This window comes from Streptomyces sp. NPDC006798 (assembly GCF_040635975.1).
Taxonomy (GTDB): domain Bacteria; phylum Actinomycetota; class Actinomycetes; order Streptomycetales; family Streptomycetaceae; genus Streptomyces.
Genome location: NZ_JBEYIS010000001.1, coordinates 125042 through 147647 on the forward strand (window position 1 = coordinate 125042; position 22606 = coordinate 147647).

The following is a 22606-nucleotide window of genomic DNA, read 5'->3' on the forward strand; positions in this document are numbered from 1 at the left end:
CCGGCCGGGAGGCCGCCCGGTCACCCCGCGCACGGTAGCGGTGCCGTCGGCCTCCCGGGGTTCAGCCGGAAGCGGTGTCCGCCGGGGCGGCGCGGATGAACTCCCGGATCAGACGGGCGGTCCGCTCGGGCTGGTCCCGCATGACCCAGGTACGGCTGTCGGGAATGGTCTCGAGCCGGGCGCCGGGTATCAGGGCCGCCAGCCGCTCGCCATGGGCGAAGGGGAAGATCCGGTCGTCGCGGGCGAAGGCGACCAGGGTGGGCCGGTCGAAGGAGGCGAGCCGTTCGGCGGCGTCGAGCAGGGCGGCCGGGCCGAAGTTCCGGGTGACCTCGGCGCAGTCGCGCTGGACGCGCGGGTCGCCGAAGAGGCACTCCAGCCAGTCGTCGATCAGATCGTGGGGCAGGGCGCCCTTGGTCAGCAGTCCGTACGCGAAGGGCAGCCGGCGGGTGGCGCGCAGGCGGAGGAAGCGGAAGAGGAGGGGGAGCAGACCGGGCACCCGGGCGGCGGGGACGAGTGCTCTGAACCAGATCGGTGGGCAGTTGTCGAAACATTCCCCGCTGGTGAGGACGAGGCGGCCGACCCGTTCCGGATGGCGGGCGGCGACGATCTGGGCGATGGCCGTGCCGAGATCGTTGCCGACCAGGGTCACCCGGCGCAGGTCCAGTCCGGCGATCAGATCGGCGACGAGGCGGGCGAGCCCCGGCAGGCCGAGATCCGTACCGTCGTTCAGCGGAGTGGGGTGGCAGCCGAGGGGCAGGTCGGGGGTGACGCAGCGGAACTCCGGGGCCAGCCGGTCGGCAACCGGTTTCCAGAGTTCCCCGCTCATGAGGTAGCCGTGCAGCAGGAGTACGGCCTCGCCGTCGCCCCCGGTGTCCCGGTACCGGACCGATCCCTGGTCGAGCGTGATCTGTGGCATGCGGAACTCTCCGCCTCAAATTACATACAGACTGTATGTATGTAGAGTGCTGGGTCGACGGTACGGAATTCAAGGGGGCAGGATGGAATCAGCCGACAACAAGCACGGCCGGCGCTCCCGGGCGACCCGTGAGGCCCTGATCGCCGCCGCCCGGGGGCTGTTCGGCGAGCGTGGCTACGCGGGGGTGGGGACCGAGGAGATCGTCCGGGTCGCAGGGGTCACCCGTGGGGCGCTCTACCACCAGTTCCGGGACAAGGCGGATCTCTTCGACGCCACGGTGCAGGTGGTCGAGGCCGAACTGACCGGGCGGATCGCCTCCCGGACCATGGAGGCCGCCGCGGATCCCGTCGAGGCGCTGAAGGCGGGTGCTCGTGCCTTTCTGGACGCCTTCGCCGAGCCGGACGTGGAACGGATGCTGCTCCTGGACGCTCCCGGGGTACTGGGCTGGCCGCGCTGGCGGGAGATCGGGCAGCAGCACGGTCTGGGGCTGATCGCGGCGACCCTGGAGGCGGCGATGGCGAGCGGCGTCCTGGAGCGCAGGCCGGTCACCCCCCTGGCGCATGTGCTGCTCGGCGCGCTCGACGAGGCGGCGCTGACGGTCGCCCACTCCGACGACCCCCCGGCCACCCGTGCGGAGATGGCCGACGCCCTGGAGCACCTGCTGAACGGGCTGCTCACGCGGGCGGAGCGCTGACAGGGCACCGTCCCACGCGGCTGCCCGGCCGTTCAGCCGGGCGCGCGTGTGCTCCGGCGGTCCCCGGTCAGCGGCGGCCGGTGGCGAGGACGACGAGGAACTGGCCGCCGCCCGCCTCGACGCGGGCGGTCACCGGCAGCCCCGGGACCAGTCGGGAGAAGCGGTCCACCAGCCAGTCCGCCGCTTCCTGGGCGTCCTGCCTGGTCGGACAGCGACCCACGGTCTCGCGGCCTCCCTTGCGCTCCAGCCTCGCGGCAACGGCGATCAGCGGCGCCGGTTCGACCACGTACAGATGGTCCGGCCAGTCGATGACCACCTTCACCGCTCCCTTGCGGGAGTTGCAGCCGCGGTGCGCGAGCCGCTCGGGGACCTTGGCCTTCCGGTCGGCGGTCCGGCTGTCGACGCTCGGCCCCAGCGGGTCGTTCACCGACTTGTCGGGGTCGACCGGCTCGTCGCATACCCAGCACCGCCAGCCGTCGCGCTCGGCCACATCATCGAGAAGACTCATTCGGGCAAACTACCTGCCCGGCCGAGGCGCCGCGCACGGGGCCCGCCGTCCGCCGCGACGGCCGAGGGCGGTAGCCCGTCGCGGCGGACGCCGTGGACGGCGCGGGCCGGTCAGCCGGTGTACGCCGCGACGATGCGGGAGAACTCGTACGGCGATTGCGGGATATTGGTGCAGAGGGAGAGGTTCCCGGTGCAGGCGTTCCGGTCGCGGGTGACGTCCCAGAAAGCGATCATGCCGAGCTTCCTGCTCTGCGCGAACGCCACCAACTGCCGGGCGTCGGCCTGGTCGTAGATCTGGTGGTCGTCGTTCTCGCCGATCATCGGTGTGATGCCGAGCATGCTCCACAGACGGGTGTCGCTACGGCCCGGATAGAGCGCCCTCAGCTGGCCGACGGTGGCCTCGGCCGCCTGCAGGGCGGCGTCGCCGTAGTCGATGGGCATGAAGTAGTCCATCGTCATCACGTTGACCACGTCCACGTCGACACCGGCCTCCCGGGCGGATGTCACCACGGAGATCCCGGTGGCCGTCAGCCCTCGGGGAGTGACCGGCAGGGTGAGGGAGATACGGAGCCCGGGATGGGCCTGTTGCAGCCGGGCGAGCGCCGCCGACCGGCGGTCGACGGACACCGGATCGTTGATCGCGGCGCCCTCGATGTCGAAGTCGGCGTAACGGAGGCCGTACTGCCTGACCACCGCGTCGTACTCGGTGAACAGAGCATCGACCGATGTGCAGTTCTGGGCGAGTTCCCGGCCGCCCGCACCGCCGAAGGTCACCTTGACGTCGCCGCCGGCCGACCTGAGCCCGTCGATGGTCTCCTTGGCCCATCCCGCGCGCGGATCGTAGTAGTTGAACCACATCGCCTTGCAGGTCGGTGAGGTGATCGCGCCCAGGCTGAAGTTCTTCAGTCCGCTCCCCGCCGCCAGGGTGCGCAGATCCGGCGTCGGCCAGGCGCCCATGTCGACATAGGGCGCCGTGGGCATCGTCCGGGCGGGACGGAGATCGCCGGTGGTACCCGTGATCGCGTGGCTCAGTGCCGATCGGTTGCCGGCCAGGTCCTTGGCCAGGAGCTGGATCTGATACGTCATGGCGGGCGCGAGCCCCGTCAGACGGTGGGAGGTGGAGCCGGTCAGGGCCGCCCGCCGGACACCGTCGACGTAGATCTCGTACTCCACCACCGGGCTGCGGTCGTCGGCGGACGCCGCCCAGGCGAGGGTGAGCGCCTCGCTCTCGACGGCGATGACGCGGACACCGGTGGGGACGGTCGGCGGAGTGATGTCCGCGTCCTGTTCACAGGGCCCGCCCCGGTTGATGACACACAGTCCGGGCAGACCGCTGCCCTGGGCGATCCAGCCGAAGGTGGTCGAGGCCCCGGGGGCGAGTGTGCCGTTGTAGCCGGCACTGCGGAAGGTGTACCGGGCGCCTTCGCGGGTGAGTCCGGCGTCCCAGTGGGTGGCGACGCCGGTGTCCGCGGGCAGGGTGAACTCGACGGTCCAATGGTCCAGCGTCGTACGGCTGTGATTCCGGATCGTGTACGTGCCCTGGTAGCCGTTCTCCCAGGACGAGGTCTTGCGGAACTCCGCCGTCACCGGCACCAGGGGGCTGGTGGCCGAGGCGGGTGGGGCGAGTAACAGGGTCAGGAACCCGAGGACGGTGGCGATCAAGGACGCCAGTGGTCTGCGCATTGCTTCCTCCCGAGCGGGGAACGCGCGCGAGCTGTGCCGGTCGATGGAGCTTTGGTCTGGACCATGTCGCCCGCATTGATTATCGGCCGCGGAGTGCCGCGTCAAGACGAACGGCCGTCCGGGCCTCGACCCCGTCACGGCGAACCGGGCGCGGGTGCCGGCGTCTCCGCCCGTGAGGGGTCTCCCGCCGACGGGCGATGGGCTTTTCCGCCGCTGCCCGGATCCCCACCCCTGCCCCGGATCCCCACCCCTGCCCCGGATCCCCACCCCTGCCCCGGATCCCCGGCCCTGCCCCGGATCCCCGGCCCGCCCGTCCGGGGTTGTCTCTCCGCCCGTTCAGCGTTCGGAACGGCCCCTGGCGGGGAGCGCCGACCGGTCGCCGAGGACGAGGTCGAGCAGGCCGGGGAAGCGGGTGTCGAGGTCGTCGCGGCGCAGGGTGAGGAAGAACTTCCGGCCGTCGCGCCGTTGGCGGATCACACCGCTCTCCCGGAGCACGCGCCAGTGGTGCGTCATGCTCGACTTCGGTACGTCACACAGGATTTCGCCGCAGAACCGCTCCTCGCCGCTCGCCAGTGTTCGCGCGGCTTCCAGCCGGATCGGGTGACCCAGCGCCGCCAGGACGTCGACCAGGTGGATGTCCTCGGCCTCGGGATGGTGCAGCTCCTCCATGGCCTCACTGTACGTGAGCCCGGTGCGGCCGGAGGGTTCCGTTGACAGCGGCGAATCAACTGTACGAAAATCTCGTACAGTTGATTGATGCGGGATGCCCGACGATCCCGCCGTGTCTCAGCGTGCCCCTCTGCCGCCACGGGCGGCCCATCTCCGGAGGATCCCCATGCCCGCACATCAGACCGGCCCGGCGGCCGACTCGCCGAACATCTCTCCGGGCGGACCGCTGAGCGACGAAGCTCTCGCCCGCCGGCTCGGCCCCGGATTCGCCAGCCGCCACGCCGACGTCAACGGAATCCGTCTGCACTATGTGGAGGGCGGTACGGGAGAGCCGCTGATCCTGCTGGGCGGCTGGCCGCAGAACTGGTGGCAGTGGCACAAGGTCATGCCCGAACTCGCCCGCCGATACCGGGTGATCGCCGTGGACCTGCGCGGCATGGGCGGTTCCGGCAAGCCCGAGGGCGGCTACGACAAGAAGACGATGGCCCGCGACATCCGCGAACTCATCCGCCACCTCGGCCTGACCTCCGCCAGTATCGCCGGACACGACATCGGCGCCATGGTGGCCTATGCCCATGCGGCCAACCACCCCGAGGCGACCGCCCGCGCCGTCCTGCTGGACGTCCCGCATCCGGATGCGAGCCTCTCCGCCCTGAGCCTGCTTCCCGGCCCGGACCAGCACACCGACTCCGTCATCGAGGACGGCAGCCGGACCTATCTGTGGTGGTTCGCCTTCAACCAGATCAGGGGCCTGCCCGAGCAGCTGCTGGAAGGCCGCTTCCGGAGCCTGGTGGACTGGCTCTTCGCCTATTTGGCACACGACCCGGACACCCTGGACGAATTCTCCCGGCAGGTCTACGCCCACGCCTACGCCACCCCCGAAGCCGTCCGGGCCGGGAACGGCTGGTACCGGGCGTTCAACCGTGACATAGCCGATGAGCGCGGCTACGGGCCGGTGACCGTGCCTCTGCTCGCTCTCGGTGGTGACCACAGCAACTACACCTATCTCCGCGATCTGATGCCCGCCAAAGGCACCGACGTGACCGTGCTGGAAGTCGCCGATTGCGGCCACTACATTCCCGAGGAGCAGCCCCGGGCCGTCATCGACGCCCTGACCGCCTTCCTGGGCTGACGACCGGGCGCCCGCGCCCGGTCGACGGCCGCCTTTGACCGCTCCCCGGCGGGTGACGCACCCGCGGCCGGCGAGTCGCTCGAACCACCGGCCCGGCCCCCGCTCCGCGCACCGCGGCCCGGGGGCCGGGCCTGTCGTGGTCCGTATGGTTCCCGAGCGGCATGCGGGCGAACGAGCGCCTCCGGCCACCGTCCGGCTCCGCCGACCTCCGGGGCAGTCGCGGTACGGGCCGCGAGGATTCCCCCGGCGGATGCGGTATACCTATCCTGCAATACCCCGATGGGGTATATGGCCTGGGAGGAAGGTAGCCGTGGGACTGTTCGCGCTGCGAGATTTCCGTCGTCTGTTCAGTGCGCAGATCATCGCGCTGTTCGGCACGGGGCTGGCGACCGTCGCCCTGGGGCTGCTCGCCTATGAGCTCGCGGGCCCGAGCGCCGGCGCGGTCCTGGCCACCGCTCTGACGATCAAGATGGTCCTGTACGTCGTCATCGCGCCGCCGGCCGCGGCGTATGTCGACCGTCTGCCGAGGAGGAAGCTTCTCACCGCCCTCGACGTGGTCCGGGCCGTGGTCGTGGTCGCGCTGCCGTTCGTCACGGAGATCTGGCAGATCTATCTGCTGATCGGCCTGCTCCAAGCCGCGTCGGCGGCGTTCACGCCGACCTTCCAGGCGGTGATCCCCGATATCGTCACCGACGAGGCCGACTTCACCCGGGCGCTCTCCGCCTCTCAGGTCGCGTACACCATGGAGAGTCTGCTGAGCCCGGTCCTGGCAGCCGTGGCGCTGTCCTTCATGAGCTTCGACTGGCTCTTCGCCGGCACATCCATCGGGTTCGCCGTCTCCGCCCTGCTCGTGCTGTCGACACATATCCCCGACGCCCGGCCCAGCGAGCACACCCGGGCATGGGACCGCGTCGCTTCGGGGATCCGGACCTTCGCCACCACACCGAGGCTGCGCGGCATCCTCGCACTGAATCTGGTGGTCGCCGCCGCGGGTTCGATCGTCGTGGTGAACACCGTGAACTACGTCCGCGACGAACTCGGCGGAACCCAGACGGATGTCGCCTGGATGCTCGCCGCCTCCGGCGGCGGAACCCTGCTGGTCGCGCTTCTGCTGCCCCGCGTACTCGACCGGATCGATGAACGTACGGTGATGATGACCGGCGCCGCGGTCCTGACGACGGGCGTCGCCGCCGCCGTCGCGATGAGCGGGTCGGGCCTCACCACTTGGGCGGGCACCGCGGCCGTCTGGGCCGTCATCGGGGGCGGGATGGCGTTGATCGTCACGCCGACGGGGCGGGTGCTGCGCCGCTCGGCCGAGCCGAGCCGGTTGCCGGGGGTCTTCGCCGCCCAGTTCTCGCTCTCCCATCTGGCGTGGCTGGTCGCCTATCCCGTCGCCGGCTGGATCGCCACGGAATCGGGGTTCACGCTCACCTGGGTGATCCTCGCCGTCCTCGCCGCGCTGGGCGCCGTCGCCGCACCGGCGCTGTGGCCGCGCGAGGAGAGGGCCGAGGCCGCCGGAGCCATCTCCGACGTCACGGTCAGGGAGGAGACCGAGGCGGCACAGGGCACGCTCGCCGTCTGCCAGTGCACCTGCGTACAGACGGTGTGAAGCCGGAGGCGGCCCCGCCCCGATGCTCCGTGTGCCGGAGATATCGTGAACCTCCACGTCCGTGCAAGGGTTTCCGGGGAGGGGCGCGAGTGGGAACCGGTGAACTCTCCCGGCTGACCGGAGTCAGTGTGCGCGCGCCGCGCTACTACGAGGAGAAGGGGCTGATCCGGCCCGTCCGCCCGGGCAACGGCTACCGCGACTCCTGCGAGGGCGCGGACGAGGTGGTCCGGCAGATCCGGGGGCTGATCGACTGCGGTCTGCCCACCCGGATCATCCGCGGCATTCTGCCCTATCTCGACGGGCCGGCCGATCCGCTGCCGCCCGTACCGTGTGCCCAGATGCCCGCCCAGGTCGCCGCCGAACGCGAACAGCTCGACCGGCGCATCCACTGCCTCGTACGGAACCGCAACGCTCTCGACGACTGTCTGAAGGCGGTACGGGGGGCGGCGGGAAACCGGGCTTGACCCTCACGCGCACGTGAGGGTTCCGCGGTCCGGTCACGGCATCGACGATCTGCCCGTCCCCGCCCGCGACGGCTTCCGCTCCGGCCCCGTCGTGGCCGCTGGGCGGCCTGCTCATCCTCTCCGGCGCCGACTTCGCCCTCTCCGGCACCATCACGGCCGTCGTCCTCGCCGCCGCGATCCTGTGGGGCGTGACGCGCGGCGGCATCCCCGCGCTCATGCAGACCGCAGGCGTCAGAGCGGCTCCGCGGGCCCCGGACACCGCCAACTCCCTCTGGGTGACCGGCTGGAACACCGCCATGGCGGGCGGCTCCCTCCTCGGCGGCGCGGTCCTCGGGGGCGAGGGCACCACGGCCCTGCCGTGGACGGCGGCCGGGCTTCTCGCCGCCTCCGCCCTCACGGTCCTCCTGGCCCGCCGGAACGGCTTCCCGCGAAGGGGCCGACGACTCCGGTCCGGAGGGCGGACCGGCTGCCGTTCCCGGCGTGAACCGGCAGGGCGCCCCGGCGTGAACCGGCGTACGACCCTGGGGGTTGATCGCGTCGCCGCCGCCCTGGACAGATGTCCCGGGCGGCGGCGGACAGTTCACCGAGGCCGTCCCGAGCCGCTCGGTGGTTCGGCCGGAGAGCCATCGGGCGCGCCCTCGTCCGCCGGGTCGCCGTGGCTGTTGCGGCGGGCGTAGGCGCGGGCGGCGCGGACGCGGTCGCCGCAGCGGGTGGAGCACCAGTGGCGCCGGCCGCGGCGGAGGAGGAAGCGGTTGCAGGGAGGCGAGCCGCAGGCGGTGAGGCGGTCGGCCTCGGGGGAGGTGAGAAGGTCGGCGGCGTCGGCCGCGAGGGTGGCCAGGGCGTGTTCGACGATGGCCGTAGTGGGATGGGGCGGGGTCCGGTAGGGCCCCCTTTCGGCATCCCAGCGGAGCAGCGGGACGGTCGGGACACGGGTCATCGCGTCATTGACGGCCGCGACCGCCGCCGGGTGGGCGGGAAGGCCGGTGCAGCGGGAGGAGAACAGCGATCTGACGTTCTCTCTCAAGGTCCGCAACAGCCCCGCGCACATCTCCTGCATGCCGGAGTCGACGGGGGCGAGGCCGCGTTCCGTCAGCCACCGATTCGCCTGGGCCGGATCGCCGAGCAGGTCGGCCGTCAGTCCACCGGGCAGGGCGACGGCGCTGTTGGCCAGGGCCAGCGAGGGGTGCTCCTCCTCGCCGTGGGCCGGTGGCGGGACGGATCTGCCGGTCGCGGACTCTTCCATGATGCTCATGTTAGGCGTTGCTCATATCCGTGAGACACGTCTACGATCGCCTCACGTTTGAAGCCCTCGACATCCGTGAGGTTTTCCATGTCTTCCCCTGCCCTCTCCTCTTCGACGGCGCCCCGCTCGTTCCCCGTCCGTGCCCTCGGCGGCCCGACGGCCCTGTTCGAGTACGGGGGCCTGCGGTTTCTGACCGATCCGACCTTCGACGGGCCCGGGGAGTATGGGGGGCCCGGACGTCCGGTCCTGACCAAGACCACCCGCTCCGGCATTACCGCCGAGGAGGTCGGGTCCGTCGACATCGTGCTGCTCTCCCACGACGAGCACGAGGACAATCTCGATATCTCCGGCCGTGCCCTGCTCGCGCGCGCGGGTCTCACCCTGACCACCTCCGGCGGCGCCGGGCGCCTCGGCGCGGCGCTGGCCGGGAAGGTCCGGGGCCTGGGCGACTGGGAAGCCGTGGACCTGCCGCGCCCCGACGGGGGCACCGTCACCGTGACCGGGGTCCCCGCCGTCCACGGCCCGGGTCTCCGCGAGGAGGTCGAGCCCCTCCTCGGGCAGGTCGTGGGCTTCGTCCTGAGCGGCGAGGCGCTGCCCACGGTCTACGTGAGCGGCGACAACGCCTCTCTCGGCGTCGTCCGCGAGATCGCCGCGCGCCACCCGCGCGTGGACACCGCACTGCTCTTCGCGGGCGCTCCCCGCTTCCCCGTGCTCTTCGGCAACCGGCCGATCGTCCTGGACAGCCTCCAGGCCGCGGAGGCGGCCCGTATCCTCGACGCCTTCCGTGTCGTGCCGCTCCACTACGAGGGCTGGGCGCATTTCACCGAGGGGCGCGCCGAACTGGCGGACGCCTTCGCCGCGGCCGGACTCGCCGACCGCCTGGACTGGGGCCGGGCGGGCTCGGAGGGCAGCTGATCCGCGGATCGCTCGGGACGCGGGGAGCGGGACGGAGGCCCCGGGTGCGGTCGGCCGTGACGTTCTCGCGCCGATGTCCCGGGCGGCGGCACGGGCGGGCCGCCCGGTTCCACGTGTGCGGAGGCCGCGCCTGCGGTGAGCGGGCGCGGCGAAGCCGGCGGGCGGCCCGGGTGACGGCCCGCCGGCTCCCTCCTCAGGCCCGGGACGCCGCTCTCACGAGCTGGGCGCCGGGGTGCGCCACCGGCCGTCCGCCCACGGCGGCGGGCCGGAACTGGAGGGAAGCGCCGCCGTCCTGGTGTGCCGCACGATCCGATGTGTCGCGGTCGCCGATCACACCCTGATCGTCGCCACGGCGTCCGTCGTCCGCCGGTCGTCCGTCCATGATTCCCGTGGACCCCTCCTCTATGTGGACCGGGGCTACCACGGGATCACCGAACTGGAGGTACACGACGGGAACGGTGCTCCGGCCCCTCGGTCCGCCCGGGGCTGACCGGTGGCCCTTCCGGCGCCGGACGCCGTGTCAGCCGTCCTCTTTATACGGCTGCGGCCTACCCCGCCAGCAGGTTCTCGGTGGTCAGGCGCAGTCGCCGGGCCTGCGCGACCGGGAACCCCGGGGCCGAGGGGAAGGGGCGGACCATCCCGTACGAAGGCGCTGAGTCCGGTGTCCGGCGGGGTGTCGAGTACGCGGGTGACCGGTAGCACGGCCTCGGCGACCGGCCGGGCGGTTCTCCGGATGCCGGTGATCACGGACAGGGCGTCGGGGGAGTACTCCCCGGAGAACGCGGTGTCGACCGTTCCCGGATGGAACAGGACGTACCGCACCCTTGTTTCCGGTCGGCGGTCCGCGTAGGCGACGCCCGGCAGATCGTTGAGCCGGCCGCCCCGGGCGAGCGCCGTGATTCCGTCGTACGCCCCGGCGAGTTGGAGGCCGTCCCAGTGGATCGTCCCTTCACCGCCGGGTCCGGCGACATTGACGACGACCGGGGTCTCGGCGTGTCCGAGCCGGCCGGTCAGCCCCGTGGCTCAGGAGGAAGCGGCTCAGGTAGTAGTGGGCGAAGGTGTTCTCGAATCCTTCGGCCGTGACCAGACGGGTGGTACGGAAGTGCCGGGCGCACAGCACCCGGGCGTCGATCTTCGCGAAGGACGTGCGCAGTGCGTCGAGCAGTGCCCCGGTCTCGGACAGCAGGCTCAGATCGGCGCGGAGGAAGTGCGCCCGGGCGGACGCGCCGCGTCGCCGCGCGGTCTCCGGCCAGGCCCGGCCTTCTCCTCGTCGCGTCCGATCACCACTACCTCCTGCCCCCGGTCCAGGAAGGTGCGGGCGACGGCCCTGCCGATGCCGTCCGTACCGCCGGTGATGACATAGGTCTTCATCGGCGGGACGCCCCTCGTCGTCCGGGTCCGCGGCTCACAGGAACCGCGCCGCGATCTTCTCGGGAGTGATCCGGACGGTCACCAGCCCCGGGAGGACCGCATGGGCTTCCGGGTTGTGCTCGGCATAGGTCATACCGGTGTACTTGACGGACAGTCGGTCCATGAGTGCGCGGCTGCCGGGGCTCTCCAGCCGGGCCGTGCCGCTGATCGCCGCGTATCCGTACGGTTCGTCCGCCGGGTTCACCATCACGCTCAGCCGGGGATCGTGCCGAAGATTGCGTATTTTGCGCTTGTCGACACCGGTCACGAAGAAGATGTCGTCGTCCTCCCTCCCGATCCAGACCACCGACTGATGCGGACTCCCGTCGGGCCGGAGGGTCGCCACGGTGACGAAGACGCGGGCATCGAGGGCTTCCCTGAGTTTCGGGGACAGCCGAACCGGGTTCATGGGTGACTCCTGACCGAGTGCGGACGGCGCCGTGGGAGGCAGAATCAAGTGCCACAACTATGTGGCATTTGATCAATGATCCGCAACAGGCAAGGGGTGATTGATGGTTCTTCTGCCGCGCCCCGCATAGACTCCCGGTCACGATGAGAGCTGACGCGGAACGCAACCTGGACGCGGTCCTCCAGACCGGCGCGCGCCTGCTGGCGGCCGACCCCGGTACGAGCATCGCGGCGATAGCGGCGGCGGCGGGCGTCGACCGGCGCACCGTCTACCGCCGCTTCGCCACACGTGAGCAACTCCTGGCCGCCGTCCATACGGCCAAGCTCGACGCCTGCGAGCGGGTGGTCGCCGAGGCGCGCTTGCCGGAGGCGCCCGTACTGGTCGCCCTGCACCGCTACACGGAAGGCGTCATCGCCGTCAGCAGACGGTGGCCGGTGGATGTGCGGCAGGCGCAGGACGAGGCGGGCGCCGTCCGGGTACGGCGGCTGATCGAACTGCTCGACGACTTCATGGAGCGCGCGGTGCGCGAAGGCGTCTTCCGTGCCGGCCTTCCCGATCGCTGGGCCCGCTCCCAACTCGTCCATCTCACCGCCATGGCCGCCCATGAGATGCCGGAACTGACGAGCGCCCAGGGGGCCGACATGGTGGTCCGGTCGCTGACCGAGGGCCTTGGCCCGGTCTGAGCGGCCGGTCCCACCGCGCCGGCCCGCTACGGCCCGACGCCCGACGGCCCGGAGAGCCTCAGACGGTACGCACCGGATCGCGTGGCAGCCCTTGGGCGGCGTCCTGCCGTGCCAGCCATGTCAGGATCGCCTGGTTCGTTTCCTCCGGCCTCTCCTGCTGGATCCAGTGGCCGGAATCCAGATCGACCACTTCCGCACCGGGTACGAACTCCGCCAGGTTCGCGGACTTCGACACCGCGTCCCGCTCGCCGTAGATCATGAGTGTGGGCTGCCGGACAATCGGGTCCACATCTGCCAGCAAGTGCCAGTTCCGATCGAGGTTCCGATACCAGTTCACGCTGCCCGTAAAACCTGATGATTCGAAGGCGGAGACGAAGACCGCCAACTCTTCATCGCTCATCAGTGGCTCGCCGAGTGGTTTGTCCGCCCGGGCGAGATCGATCAGTGCCATACCCGGCTGAGGCGCCTTCGGGGGCTCGTTCTTCCGGTACATGTTGCGAAGGAACCGGGAGGTGTTTTCTTCGAACACGGCGTCCGCGACACCCGGCTGCCGATTGAAATGGACGAAGTAGAAGTCGCCGCCGAAAACGGCCTCCATCGACTCGATCCAGGGCCGCTCGCCGCGCTCCTGATACGGAAGGCTGAGGTTGATCACCTTGTTCACCCGGCCTGGGTGCAGCAGGGCCAGCCCCCAGACGACCATCGCGCCCCAGTCATGACCGACGAAGGTGGCGTCTTCGTACCCGTAGTGATCGAGCAGCGCGGCAAGATCACCCGTCAGCTGCCCGATGTCGTACTCCGTCACCTCCGCCGGACGGGACGAGTTGGCGTACCCCCGCTGGTTCGGGACGATGACGTGATAGCCCGCGGCGGCGAGGGCGGGCATCTGGTGACGCCAGGAGAAGGCGTGCTCCGGCCAGCCGTGACAGAGCACGATCGGCTTTCCGGCGCTCCGCCGGCCCGCTTCGAACACTTCGAGTTCCACCCCGTTGACCGGAACGATGGTGGGCTCGGGGAATTCAGCTGGATGGAACATTGGACTGCCTTTCTGTCTTTTCGGGGTGAGCGGGCGATGAGAGGTCCCGCGGACGACGTCGATACACCCCTGAAAAGTCGAGACGGATACGGTCGCAGGTCATGGAATCGCCGGTGAGGCGGTATCGCCATTCTGCGACCGAATCCGGTCAGCCCATGACCTTTTTGCCGTGAAGGCGTGTCGGTGTGCGAACCGGCCGGCCGGTGGTCGTCCGGCCCGGGCCGGTGGCGCGGGGGCCGCTCACGCCGGGTACGGCAGCAGCTCCCGGTCTATCCGGTCCCACGCTGCCCTCAACTCCGTCAGGAGGTCCGGCCGGGCGGCGGACTTGTCGGCCTGCTCACGGATGTCCTCCGACAGCCGGTAGAGACGGTCCCTGCCGTCCTTGCCCCGGTAGTACTTCCACTCGCCCCGCCGCAGCGCCCGTTCCCCCCGGACCCGCCAGAACAGGTCGCGCTCGGGCACTGCGTCGCCGCGCAGCAGATAGCCGGCCAGGCTGACTCCGTCGAGGGGGTACGCCGGATCGGGCCGCGCCCCGCCCAACTCCAGGAGGGTCGCCGTCCAGTCGGGGGAGTACACCGGGACCCGGCTGACCTGCCTGCCCTCGATCCGCGCGGGCCAGCGCAGAATCGACGGCACCCGGATACCGCCGTCCAGCAGCGATCCCTTGTTGCCGCTGAGCGGCCAGTTGTACGAGAACCGCTCACCGCCGTTGTCACTGGCGAAGAACACCAGGGTGTCCTCCTCCTGCCCGGACCGCTTCAGGGCCGAGAGCACCGCGCCGACCGAGCGGTCGAGGTCCTCGACCATCTGCCGGTACTTCGCGAGCGAGCCCCCGTCCTGGTGTCTCAGTGCCCGCCGGTCGCCGGACCTGATCCGGCGGACGATCTCGGCGCCGGCCTCCTCGTCGCCGTCGGCGATCCACGGCCAGTGCGGCGTGGTGAAGTTGAGGTTGAGCAGCCACGGAGTGCGCCCGTGGTCTCGATTGACGTACTCGACGGCCCGTTCGGTCAGGATCCGGGTGTAGTAGCGCAGGTCCCGGTATTCCGCGTCGCCCTCGTAGAGGTCGTACTCACCGCCGGAGCTCAGCTTGGAGTAGTACTCCAGCGCCCCGCCGAAGTTGCCGAAGAACTCCCCCCAGCCGGACCGGGTGGGACTGTGGTCGGGCAGATAGCCGCAGTGCCACTTGCCGATCAGCGCCGTCCGGTAACCGGCGTCCCGCAGCAGGGAGGCGAGGGTGGGATGGGCGGGATCGAGCCCCGCCGACCGGTCCGCGATGGGCTCGGCGAGCCCGCCCAGGGTCCGGCCCGGGTAGCGGCCGGTGTACAGGCTGAACCGGGTGGGGGAGCAGGTCGCGGAGCCGCTGTACGCATCGGTGAACCGCACGCCCTGACGGGCGAGCCGGTCCAGATGGGGGGTGCGGATCTCCGGGGCGCCGTAGCAGGACAGATCGGCCCAGCCCAGGTCGTCGCCCAGGATGAAGAGCACATTGGGGCGGCGGGCGCCCCGGCCGCGCGTGCGGGCGGCCCGGAACGGACGCTCGGCGGAAGGGGCTCCGCCGCTGTCCGCCGCGGCATCGGCGGCGGACAGCCCGAGGGCCGTCACGGCTCCGGCGGCGGTGCCGGCGAAGGCGCGCCGGGAGAGAGCAGGGTCGAAAGAGGTCACAGGGGTGCTCCAGGGCAGGAGAACGGGCCGCGCGGACGCGTGGCGTCGCGCGGAGAAGGGAAGCCGGGAACCGGGTCGCCCGGGTTCAGGGGAGAGGTGTTTCCGGACGTGCCCGCTCAACCATCGAATTGATCAAGCGTCAGGGCGCGGCGGAGTGTGTCAGGCGCGGCGACAGATGGCGCTCGCGACACGGACCAAGTCGACGTGGCGGCGCTCCACAAGACGGACCCGCAGGTCACCCAGTGGCTGCATGCCTCCAGACCCTTCCCGATGCCCCTCCTCCTGTCAACGGTCCGCCCGCGCCTCGGACCGCCGTGCCGACCGGCTCCGCCCCGGCGCCCGGCGCTGGTCTCAACGGGCCTTGGAATAAAGCTCGTTGTTTCGAAAATGGCATTGGTCTATACCTTGACCGGTGCCCGTTCCAGGCGCTTGGGTGTGCTTGATCACCCCCCGACACGGTGTGTCTGGTCGCCCCGGTCTCAGGCCGGGGCTGTCAGGCATGTCCGAAAGTGCATGAAAGGTCATTGGACCGTGCTCAAGACCCGAATGAAGAGCCTGGTGGCCGCCGTGCTGGCGGCGGGCTCGCTGCTGGCGACGGCTCTTGTCCCGACCGCTACCGCCGCCCCCGCTTCCACCATCCCGGTGGACGAGTGCGTCGTAGCCCCCGCCTGGGCCGCCGGGCAGAACTACCGCGTGGGCGACATCGTCAAGTACAACGACGGCAGCGTCTACATCGCGGAGCGGGCCAACCCCGGGTACAACCCGGTGGTCAGCACCTACTACTGGGACCCGTACACCTGTGGCACGGGCGGCAACCCCGACCCGAACAGCTTCGTGGTGAGCGAGGCGCAGTTCAACCAGATGTTCCCGAACCGGAACCCGTTCTACACGTACAAGGGCCTCACCGACGCCATGAAGGCGTTCCCGGGGTTCGCCCACACCGGCACCGACACGATGCGCAAGCAGGAGGCCGCGGCCTTCCTCGCCAACATCAGCCACGAGACCGGCGGGCTCTTCTACATCAAGGAGATCGACGAGCGGAACTACCCGCTCTACTGTGACCGCAGCCAGCCCTACGGCTGCCCCGCGGGCCAGGCCAAGTACTACGGCCGCGGCCCGATCATGCTGAGCTGGAACTTCAACTACAAGACCGTGGGCGACTGGCTGGGCATCGATCTGCTCAACAACCCCGACCTGGTCGAGACGGACCCGGCCGTCGCCATGATGACGGCGCTCTGGTACTGGAACACCCAGGACGGCCCCGGCCCGGTGACCGCCCATGACGCCATGATCAGCGGCGCCGGATTCGGCCAGACCATCCGTGCCATCAACGGCGCGCTCGAATGCGACGGCGGCCACCCCGCCCAGGTCCAGAGCCGGGTCAACCGCTACAAGAACTTCACCCAGATCCTGGGTGTGCCGACCGGCTCCAACCTCTCCTGCTGATCCGGGAGAGCGCTGAGAAGGTCATGCGCTAGTACGTCGTACGGCCGCCCCGCCCCCGTCCGCCGTCCGCCCGCCCGCACCGGGCCGGCCGGACCGGACGGGCGGCGGGTGCCGAGGGGGCGCCGCCGTGATCACCAGGGCGGGGAGCGGAAACGCCGTCGTACCGTCACTCGTGTATTCCGGCGGTACGCAGTGGTCGGCCCACACGCACCCGCCGCTTCAGCTCGCGGAAGTCGTGGAACCCGTCGACCCGGGCGATCGCGTCGCCGTCGTTGTCGTTGATGCGGTGGTCGTCGTCCACCCGCAGCAGATCGCGGTCGAAGGGGTCCAGCAGCCGCGGGTCGTCCCGCTCGATGACCGCCGGCGGGGTCACGGTCTCCAGACGCGGCCGGCCGATCACCACATCGGCACCGAGGGCGCCGCCGGTCGTTGGTAACCGCGCACAGGTGCGACCATCGTGAGAAGCCGTCCCGGAACTCCTGATCCTGGATCGGGCCACGGGCTGAGAAGTCGAGCCCGGCCTTGCTCACCAGGCACTTGACCCGGGGCAGGCATCCCCTGCGGAAGGCCCGGCCGCACACGCGTATTCGGCCTCATCCACAGGCGGCGGATAACCGACTTCGCAGCGGCCACCCCTGCCGCCACCATCAAGGGGCATCACTCCAGGCACACGCAACCGGATCCAACCGTCCGGGCAGCCGCATGCCCACCCGCCGGGGCGGATCCGCCGACCGTCGAAGGGCTCACTCCATGGCCAGAACCACGCACACGTTCCTCCTGCCCGCGCTGCTCGCGCTGGCGGCCCTCACCCTGTCGGCACCCGCCACCGCCGCGCCCGCCGAGCCGGCGGCCCCGCTCGCCGGCCGGTGTCTGTCCGAAGGAAATCTCGGCGAGGTCTTCGTCAACGTCTGCATGGACACCGGCAAGCAGCGCTGGACCATCGAGGGAGAGAAGATCAGGCGCTCCGGCAGCTCCTGGTGTCTGTCCGAAGGGAATCTCGGCGGTACTGTCACCCTCGGTATTTGTATGGACACCGGCAAGCAGCGCTGGACCATCGAGGGAGAGAAGATCAGGCGCTCCGGCAGCTCCCGGTGCCTGTCCAGCAACGGCACCTCGGCCGGCCTCAACACCTGCATGAACACCGGCCACCAGCGGTGGCTCATCCAGGGGCAGAAGATCATCCTCAACAACTGACCGCCCGGCCCGGCGGGCCGTCACGCTTTCGGGGCCGCCTTCGACAGGCCGTTGATGATGCGGTCCATCGCGTTGCCGCCGGTCGGGTCGGTGAGGTGGGCCGGCATCTTCAGACACCGTCTCCCTTCTTCGCGGGAGTGGCAGGAGTGGCCGCTGGGAGTCCCGAAGGCAGCCTGCGCATGCTGCCGACCTTCCGCAGGGGATGCCTGCCCCGGGTCAAGTGCCCGGTGAGCAAGGCCGGGCTCGACTTCTCAGCCCGTGGCCCGATCCAAGATCAGAAGTTGTGGGACAGCTTCTGAGGGCACTGTCCTGGTGTGATCGGCGGCGCATTCGGGAGAGCAGCGTCCACCGAAGTGGCGTATCCGAACGCCGGGCCTCGGCACTGACAGCCGGCCGCGCACGGCGGACCGCAGGGGTCCGGGGGTGCTGTCCCCCCACCGGGTACGGGGGACCGCTCCATATCCCGGACCGGGGCGGCCGAAGCATGGTCAACACATGAACAGTCCTACCCGGTACAAGCGTTTAACCGCCCTGCTTCTCGGGGCCCTCGCCCTCGGCACCGTCGTACCCCTGGCCGGACCCGCCCCGGACGCCGAAGCCCGGCCGCAGCCCCGGCCCGCGCCGGGCGGGGCCGTGGTGGCCGTCGAGGAGGAGACCCGGGTGAGCGCGGACGAGGTGGCCGCGATCCTGGGACAGGGCGGAATCGACACATCCAGGGTCCGCTACGGCGTCACCCGGTACCGCGTCCTCTACCGCACCACCGACAGCACGGGCGCGCCCACCACCGCCAGTCAGCTCGTCGTCCTGCCGCGGAACGGCGAACGGGCCCTGTCCACCGTCTCCTGGCTGCACGGCACCTCCGTACACAAGGACGAGGCGGCGTCGGTGAATCCGAACTCCGCCGACCGGCGCGCCGCCCTCTTCTTCGCTGCCGGCGGCAGGGCCGTCTCCGCTCCCGACTATGTGGGCCTCGGCAAGGGCGACGGCCTCCACCCCTACGGCGACCCCAAGGCCACCGTGGCCGCCGCCGTCGACGGACCGCGCGCCGCCAGGACCGTCGCCCGCGAGCACGGGCGGGAGCTGCGGCCGGAGGTCGGGATCAGCGGCTTCTCCCAGGGCGGGCCCGCGACCATGATGGTCGGCCGGGCCCTCGCCGAGGAGCGCGCCGACCGCTACTTCCGGCCTGGCGCGCTCGCGCCGGTCGGCGGCCCCTTCGACCTGAGCACCTTCGAGGCCGCCGCCGCGAACGACACCGTCCAGCGGTCCGCGATCTACCTCGCGTACTTCGCCACGGCCTGGGACCGGATCTACGGACTCTACGACTCGCCCGCCGAGGCGTTCCGCGCCCCCTACGACCAGAGGATCGAGCGGCTCTTCGACGGCCGGCACACCGCGGCCGACATCCTGCGGGAACTCCCCGCGACCTCGAAGGAGCTGTTCACGGCGGAGTTCCTCGACCGGGTCCGTGAGCCCAGTGGCGTGCTGAAGGAGCGGCTGCGCCCGCTGGACACCACCTGCGACTGGCGCCCCCGGGTGCCGGTGCGGATCTTCCACGGCAGCCGGGACGAGGACGTCGCCCCCGCGCATGCCGGTCACTGCTCCGGCCGGCTGACGGAGAACGGCGCGCGGCATCAGGTGGTCGACGTCGGTCCGTACGACCACAACACCTCCGTGAAGAAGGCCCTGCCGCTCGTGCTCGACCTCTTCGAGCGGACTTCACGGGCGGGGTAGCAACCCGCGCCCATCGGCAGTGTCGAAGCCCCGCGGCACCAAAGGGGCCGCGGGGCTTCGTCAGCCGACAAGGACGGTGCCGAGGGAGGCACCGGCCAGGACGAGGAAGACGCCCGGGTAGACAACGCCGCCGAAGAGCCGGGCGCGCAGCAGGGTAAGAACGGCGCCGATGTAGTAGAGAACGAGTCCGGTCGCAGCCGCGATGCCAACGGGCCGGAAACCCAGGAGGCCGATGACGAGTCCGGCGGCTCCGGCGGCCTTCAGCGCGCCGAGGGCCAGGAGCCAGGAGGAAGGGACGCCCGCCGCCGCCGCGTTGGCGAGGACGAACCGGGCTCCGGCGAAGTCCGCGACGGCGATGGCGGTATTGACGGCGACAGTGAGGACGACGACGGCGGTCAAGACGGTGGACATGAGGCGGACCGTTCGGGAGAAGGGGGTGCCGGAGCACGGAGGGACCGGAGAGCCGCGGCCTCGGTCAGGCTGTTCGGGTGCGCTGATATCCAGCCTCGGGGGAGTCCCGGGGCGCCGTCCAATACCCGTATCCATAACCTGATGGCATGGATGTGGACACCCGGCTGCTGCGCTACTTCGTCGCGATCGCGGAGGAAGGCAGCCTGACCCGGGCCGCCGAGCGGCTGTTCGTGTCACAACCCGCCCTGACCAAGCAGATCAGACAACTGGAGACCCTCCTCGGCACGGCGTTGTTCACCCGGTCGCGGTCGGGTATGGCGCTCACCCCGGCAGGCCGGACCCTGCTCACGAAGGCCCCCGATCTGCTGTCCGGCTGGGACCTGGCGCTCCGGGAGACGAGGCGGTCGGCGGACCACCCGGCCCGGGTGCTGCGGGTCGGTTTCCTGGCGGGCGCCGCCAATGAGAGCACCCCGGAGATCGTGGCGGCGTTCGGCCGGTGCCGTCCGGGGTGGCGGGTGGACATGCGGCAGGCCGCGTGGTCGGACCCGGCCGCCGGACTCACCACCGGAGATGTGGACGTCGCTCTGCTGCGGCTGCCCTTCCCGGGACAGGAGACGCTACGGGTCGAGCCGCTCTTCACCGAGCCCCGCTGGGTGGCGCTCCCCTCGGCCCATCCCCTGGCCGTACGGGACGGGATTCCCTTCCGCGACCTCTGGGACGAGCCCTTCGTGGCCGCTCCGCCCGAGACGGGCCGGTGGCGGGATTTCTGGCTCGCCGTCGACGAGCGCGAGGGGCATCCGGTACGTATCGGCGCCGTCACGGACCAGCCGGACGCCTGGCTGGGCGCGATCGCCAACGGCTACGGGATCGCCCTGGCCCCGGCGTCCTCGGCCCGCTTCCATGCCCGCCCCGGTGTCACGTACCGGCCGGTCAGCGGGGTCGCTCCGAGCGGAGTCGGGGTCGCCTGGGTGCCCGCGTGCGAAACCGACCCGGCCGTACGGGACTTCGTCCGCTGCTGCCGGGACAGCTTCCCGGCTCCGCCGCCGGACGGGACTCCGGACTGACCGGAGTCCGCGGCCCGTTGTCCGCCCGGTCTCCGGGCCGCGGACGGTGCCCCGGCGGGTACGGCTGCCCGCCGGGGCCCGGACCGGGGCGTCAGCGGCAGCTGACGAGGAGGATGGAGACGACGTTGCAGGTGGCGGACGCGGTGTCGTTCGCGGGGTCGGGGTCGGTGGGTGCGGAGGCGGTCCGGACGCCGGTGACCTTCACCTGGCCGAGGGAGAGCAGATGCAGGGGGACCCGGAACGTCTTGCTCACGGCGGCTCCCGAAGCGATGGGGCCGTAGGCGCAGGTGACGGTTCCGGCCGTGGCGGCGCAGCCGGGCGAGAGATGGGTCGCGCCGGCGCCGGGTGGCAGGGCAGCGGTCACCGTAGCCGTGGTGACGTCGTCCGGACCCAGGTCACGGGCGGTCAGGGTATAGGTGAGATAGGGGACCAGGAGGCCCAGGTTCGGCCTGGCCGTGACGTCGATATCGATATCGGCGGCGGCCACCGCCGGGGTGAACGCCACGGCGTACGGTCCGCCGCCGACGGGAACGGTGGCTGCGACCGTGTTGGTGGCCGTATCGATCACCGACGCGGTGCCGCTGCCGCTGTTGGCGACGTAGACCTCGGTGCCGTCGGGGTTCACCGCGACGCCGATCGGGGTGGAGCCGACGCCGACGGTGGCCACGGCCGTACCGGTCGCGGTATCGATCACCGAGGTGCTGTTGCCGCCGATATTGGTCACATAGAGCCTGGAGCCGTCGGGGGAGAGCGCGGCCCCGAAGGGGGTGTTCCCGACCGGGACGGTTCCGGTGACGGTACGGGTGGCGGTGTCTACCACGGTCACCGCGCCCGCGTTCTGCGAACTGACGTAGAGCCGGGCGCCGTCCGGGCTCACCGCGAGTCCGTTGGGCCGGGAGACAGCCACGGTCGCGGTGACGGTGTTCGTGGCGGCGTCGATCTCCGCGACCGAGGCGGCACCGCTGACATAGACCCGGCCCCCGCCCGGGGCGACCGCGACATTGTTCGGCTGCCCGCCCACGGCCACGGTCGCGGTGACGGTGTTCGTCGCGGTGTCGATCACCGACACCGACGCGGACAGGAAGTTGGTGACGTAGGCCCGGCCGCCGCCGGGGGCCACGGCGACGCCGAACGGCCCGTCGCCGACCGGAATGGTCGCGGTCACCGTATTGGCGGCGGTGTCGATCACCGACACCGAACCGGAGCCGCGGTTGGTGACGTAGGCCCGGCCGCCGCCGGGGGCCACGGCGACCCCGGACGGCCCGTCGCCGACCGGAATGGTCGCGGTCACCGTATCGGTGGCCGTATCCACCACCGACACCTGATCCGAACCGCCGGCGGCGATATACGCCACCGGAGCGGCGGCCCGCACCGGAGCGGCGGTCGCCGCCGGAACGGCCACCGTGACGAACCCGGAGCAGACCAGCGCACCGGCGGCCAGCAACGCGGTCGGCCGACGGCGCGACCGGACGGCCCGGGTCAGCGGGCGTAAGGCGGAGCGTGCAGACACCATGACGATGTTCCCCTTCCCTGATCCGCCCCCACGACGGCGGGGACCGGCCGGCCCCTCGGAACACCGCGGCGGGGCGGCCACACGGCCACGGACCGCACCGAAGAGAGCTGCTGCACGGGCCAGGCCCCCGCACGCCCCGGCCCGGTCCGCGACGGTCTGAACATGCCCGACAACCGACACGGCGCACGACCTCCGCGTCAGCGCGCCCAGCATGG

23 protein-coding genes and 1 pseudogene are annotated in these 22606 nt (G+C 71.1%); 11 read left to right on the forward strand and 13 right to left on the reverse strand.

The window, feature by feature from the left end; translation table 11 throughout:
• Positions 1-61: 61 nt before the first annotated feature.
• Positions 62-916, reverse strand: coding sequence for an alpha/beta hydrolase (locus ABZ714_RS00585; RefSeq protein WP_358822895.1), 855 nt, complete (start codon positions 914-916; stop codon positions 62-64).
• An 82-nt stretch (positions 917-998) separates the two neighbouring features.
• On the opposite strand from ABZ714_RS00585, the gene ABZ714_RS00590 reads away from it, so the two are divergent.
• Positions 999-1610, forward strand: coding sequence for a TetR/AcrR family transcriptional regulator (locus ABZ714_RS00590; RefSeq protein ID WP_358822896.1), 612 nt, complete (start codon positions 999-1001; stop codon positions 1608-1610).
• 67 nt (positions 1611-1677) lie between these two features.
• On the opposite strand, the gene ABZ714_RS00595 is transcribed toward ABZ714_RS00590, so the two are convergent.
• The 3 genes from ABZ714_RS00595 to ABZ714_RS00605 form a co-directional block, all read right to left on the reverse strand.
• Complete coding sequence (locus tag ABZ714_RS00595) at positions 1678-2118, reverse strand: hypothetical protein (RefSeq protein ID WP_358822897.1); 441 nt, start codon at positions 2116-2118, stop codon at positions 1678-1680.
• A 110-nt stretch (positions 2119-2228) separates the two neighbouring features.
• Complete coding sequence (locus tag ABZ714_RS00600) at positions 2229-3800, reverse strand: cellulose binding domain-containing protein (protein ID WP_358822898.1); 1572 nt, start codon at positions 3798-3800, stop codon at positions 2229-2231.
• A 336-nt stretch (positions 3801-4136) separates the two neighbouring features.
• A complete protein-coding gene (locus ABZ714_RS00605) occupies positions 4137-4469 on the reverse strand; it encodes a helix-turn-helix domain-containing protein (RefSeq protein ID WP_358822899.1) in 333 nt (110 codons plus the stop codon).
• A 166-nt stretch (positions 4470-4635) separates the two neighbouring features.
• Here ABZ714_RS00605 and ABZ714_RS00610 point away from each other — a divergent pair, with 166 nt between their 5' ends.
• The 3 genes from ABZ714_RS00610 (at position 4636) to ABZ714_RS00620 (ending at position 7674) form a co-directional block, all read left to right on the forward strand.
• Positions 4636-5601, forward strand: coding sequence for an alpha/beta hydrolase (locus ABZ714_RS00610; protein WP_358822900.1), 966 nt, complete (start codon positions 4636-4638; stop codon positions 5599-5601).
• Positions 5602-5911: 310 nt separating this feature from the next.
• Positions 5912-7210 (forward strand): MFS transporter, encoded by a 1299-nt coding sequence (locus ABZ714_RS00615; RefSeq protein WP_358822901.1) that lies wholly within the window; start codon positions 5912-5914, stop codon positions 7208-7210.
• 89 nt (positions 7211-7299) lie between these two features.
• Entirely contained in the window at positions 7300-7674 is a 375-nt protein-coding gene (locus ABZ714_RS00620) for a MerR family DNA-binding transcriptional regulator (RefSeq protein WP_358822902.1), read from the forward strand.
• Positions 7675-8254: 580 nt separating this feature from the next.
• Here ABZ714_RS00620 and ABZ714_RS00625 read toward each other — a convergent pair.
• Complete coding sequence (locus ABZ714_RS00625; protein WP_358822903.1) at positions 8255-8917, reverse strand: ABATE domain-containing protein; 663 nt, start codon at positions 8915-8917, stop codon at positions 8255-8257.
• A gap of 87 nt (positions 8918-9004) precedes the next feature.
• Here ABZ714_RS00625 and ABZ714_RS00630 point away from each other — a divergent pair, with 87 nt between their 5' ends.
• On the forward strand, positions 9005-9832 hold the full coding sequence (locus tag ABZ714_RS00630; protein ID WP_358822904.1) for an MBL fold metallo-hydrolase: 828 nt from the start codon (positions 9005-9007) through the stop codon (positions 9830-9832).
• A 214-nt stretch (positions 9833-10046) separates the two neighbouring features.
• A pseudogene (locus ABZ714_RS00635) lies at positions 10047-10322 on the forward strand (flavin reductase); the annotation flags it as partial.
• A 698-nt stretch (positions 10323-11020) separates the two neighbouring features.
• Here the strand turns inward: ABZ714_RS00635 and ABZ714_RS00640 are convergent.
• Together ABZ714_RS00640 and ABZ714_RS00645 are read right to left on the reverse strand one after the other, a co-directional pair.
• Positions 11021-11203 (reverse strand): SDR family NAD(P)-dependent oxidoreductase, encoded by a 183-nt coding sequence (locus tag ABZ714_RS00640; protein WP_358822905.1) that lies wholly within the window; start codon positions 11201-11203, stop codon positions 11021-11023.
• Between the two features lie 34 nt (positions 11204-11237).
• Complete coding sequence (locus ABZ714_RS00645) at positions 11238-11651, reverse strand: PPOX class F420-dependent oxidoreductase (protein WP_358822906.1); 414 nt, start codon at positions 11649-11651, stop codon at positions 11238-11240.
• A gap of 143 nt (positions 11652-11794) precedes the next feature.
• Between ABZ714_RS00645 and ABZ714_RS00650 the strand changes: the two genes are divergently transcribed.
• Positions 11795-12334 carry a TetR family transcriptional regulator gene (locus ABZ714_RS00650; RefSeq protein ID WP_358822907.1) on the forward strand — a complete coding sequence of 180 codons (540 nt, stop codon included), beginning with the start codon at positions 11795-11797 and terminating at the stop codon, positions 12332-12334.
• 58 nt (positions 12335-12392) lie between these two features.
• On the opposite strand, the gene ABZ714_RS00655 is transcribed toward ABZ714_RS00650, so the two are convergent.
• From ABZ714_RS00655 to ABZ714_RS00665, 3 genes are all read right to left on the reverse strand, one after another.
• Complete coding sequence (locus ABZ714_RS00655; RefSeq protein WP_358822908.1) at positions 12393-13370, reverse strand: alpha/beta hydrolase; 978 nt, start codon at positions 13368-13370, stop codon at positions 12393-12395.
• 240 nt (positions 13371-13610) lie between these two features.
• Positions 13611-15032, reverse strand: coding sequence for a sulfatase-like hydrolase/transferase (locus ABZ714_RS00660; protein WP_358822909.1), 1422 nt, complete (start codon positions 15030-15032; stop codon positions 13611-13613).
• A gap of 159 nt (positions 15033-15191) precedes the next feature.
• Complete coding sequence (locus tag ABZ714_RS00665; protein WP_358822910.1) at positions 15192-15284, reverse strand: putative leader peptide; 93 nt, start codon at positions 15282-15284, stop codon at positions 15192-15194.
• Between the two features lie 279 nt (positions 15285-15563).
• Between ABZ714_RS00665 and ABZ714_RS00670 the strand changes: the two genes are divergently transcribed.
• Entirely contained in the window at positions 15564-16478 is a 915-nt protein-coding gene (locus ABZ714_RS00670) for a glycoside hydrolase family 19 protein (RefSeq protein WP_358822911.1), read from the forward strand.
• Between the two features lie 166 nt (positions 16479-16644).
• Here the strand turns inward: ABZ714_RS00670 and ABZ714_RS00675 are convergent, their stop codons facing one another.
• On the reverse strand, positions 16645-16851 hold the full coding sequence (locus tag ABZ714_RS00675) for a hypothetical protein (RefSeq protein ID WP_358822912.1): 207 nt from the start codon (positions 16849-16851) through the stop codon (positions 16645-16647).
• Positions 16852-17228: 377 nt separating this feature from the next.
• On the opposite strand from ABZ714_RS00675, the gene ABZ714_RS00680 reads away from it, so the two are divergent.
• Complete coding sequence (locus ABZ714_RS00680) at positions 17229-17672, forward strand: RICIN domain-containing protein (RefSeq protein ID WP_358822913.1); 444 nt, start codon at positions 17229-17231, stop codon at positions 17670-17672.
• Between the two features lie 495 nt (positions 17673-18167).
• Entirely contained in the window at positions 18168-19403 is a 1236-nt protein-coding gene (locus ABZ714_RS00685) for a hypothetical protein (protein WP_358822914.1), read from the forward strand.
• Between the two features lie 60 nt (positions 19404-19463).
• Here ABZ714_RS00685 and ABZ714_RS00690 read toward each other — a convergent pair whose 3' ends face one another.
• Positions 19464-19814, reverse strand: coding sequence for a DoxX family protein (locus tag ABZ714_RS00690; protein WP_358822915.1), 351 nt, complete (start codon positions 19812-19814; stop codon positions 19464-19466).
• A 146-nt stretch (positions 19815-19960) separates the two neighbouring features.
• On the opposite strand from ABZ714_RS00690, the gene ABZ714_RS00695 reads away from it, so the two are divergent.
• Positions 19961-20878, forward strand: a complete 918-nt coding sequence (locus ABZ714_RS00695) for a LysR family transcriptional regulator (RefSeq protein WP_358822916.1) — start codon at positions 19961-19963, stop codon at positions 20876-20878.
• 91 nt (positions 20879-20969) lie between these two features.
• On the opposite strand, the gene ABZ714_RS00700 is transcribed toward ABZ714_RS00695, so the two are convergent.
• Positions 20970-22391 (reverse strand): hypothetical protein, encoded by a 1422-nt coding sequence (locus tag ABZ714_RS00700; RefSeq protein WP_358822917.1) that lies wholly within the window; start codon positions 22389-22391, stop codon positions 20970-20972.
• Positions 22392-22606 lie beyond the last annotated feature (215 nt).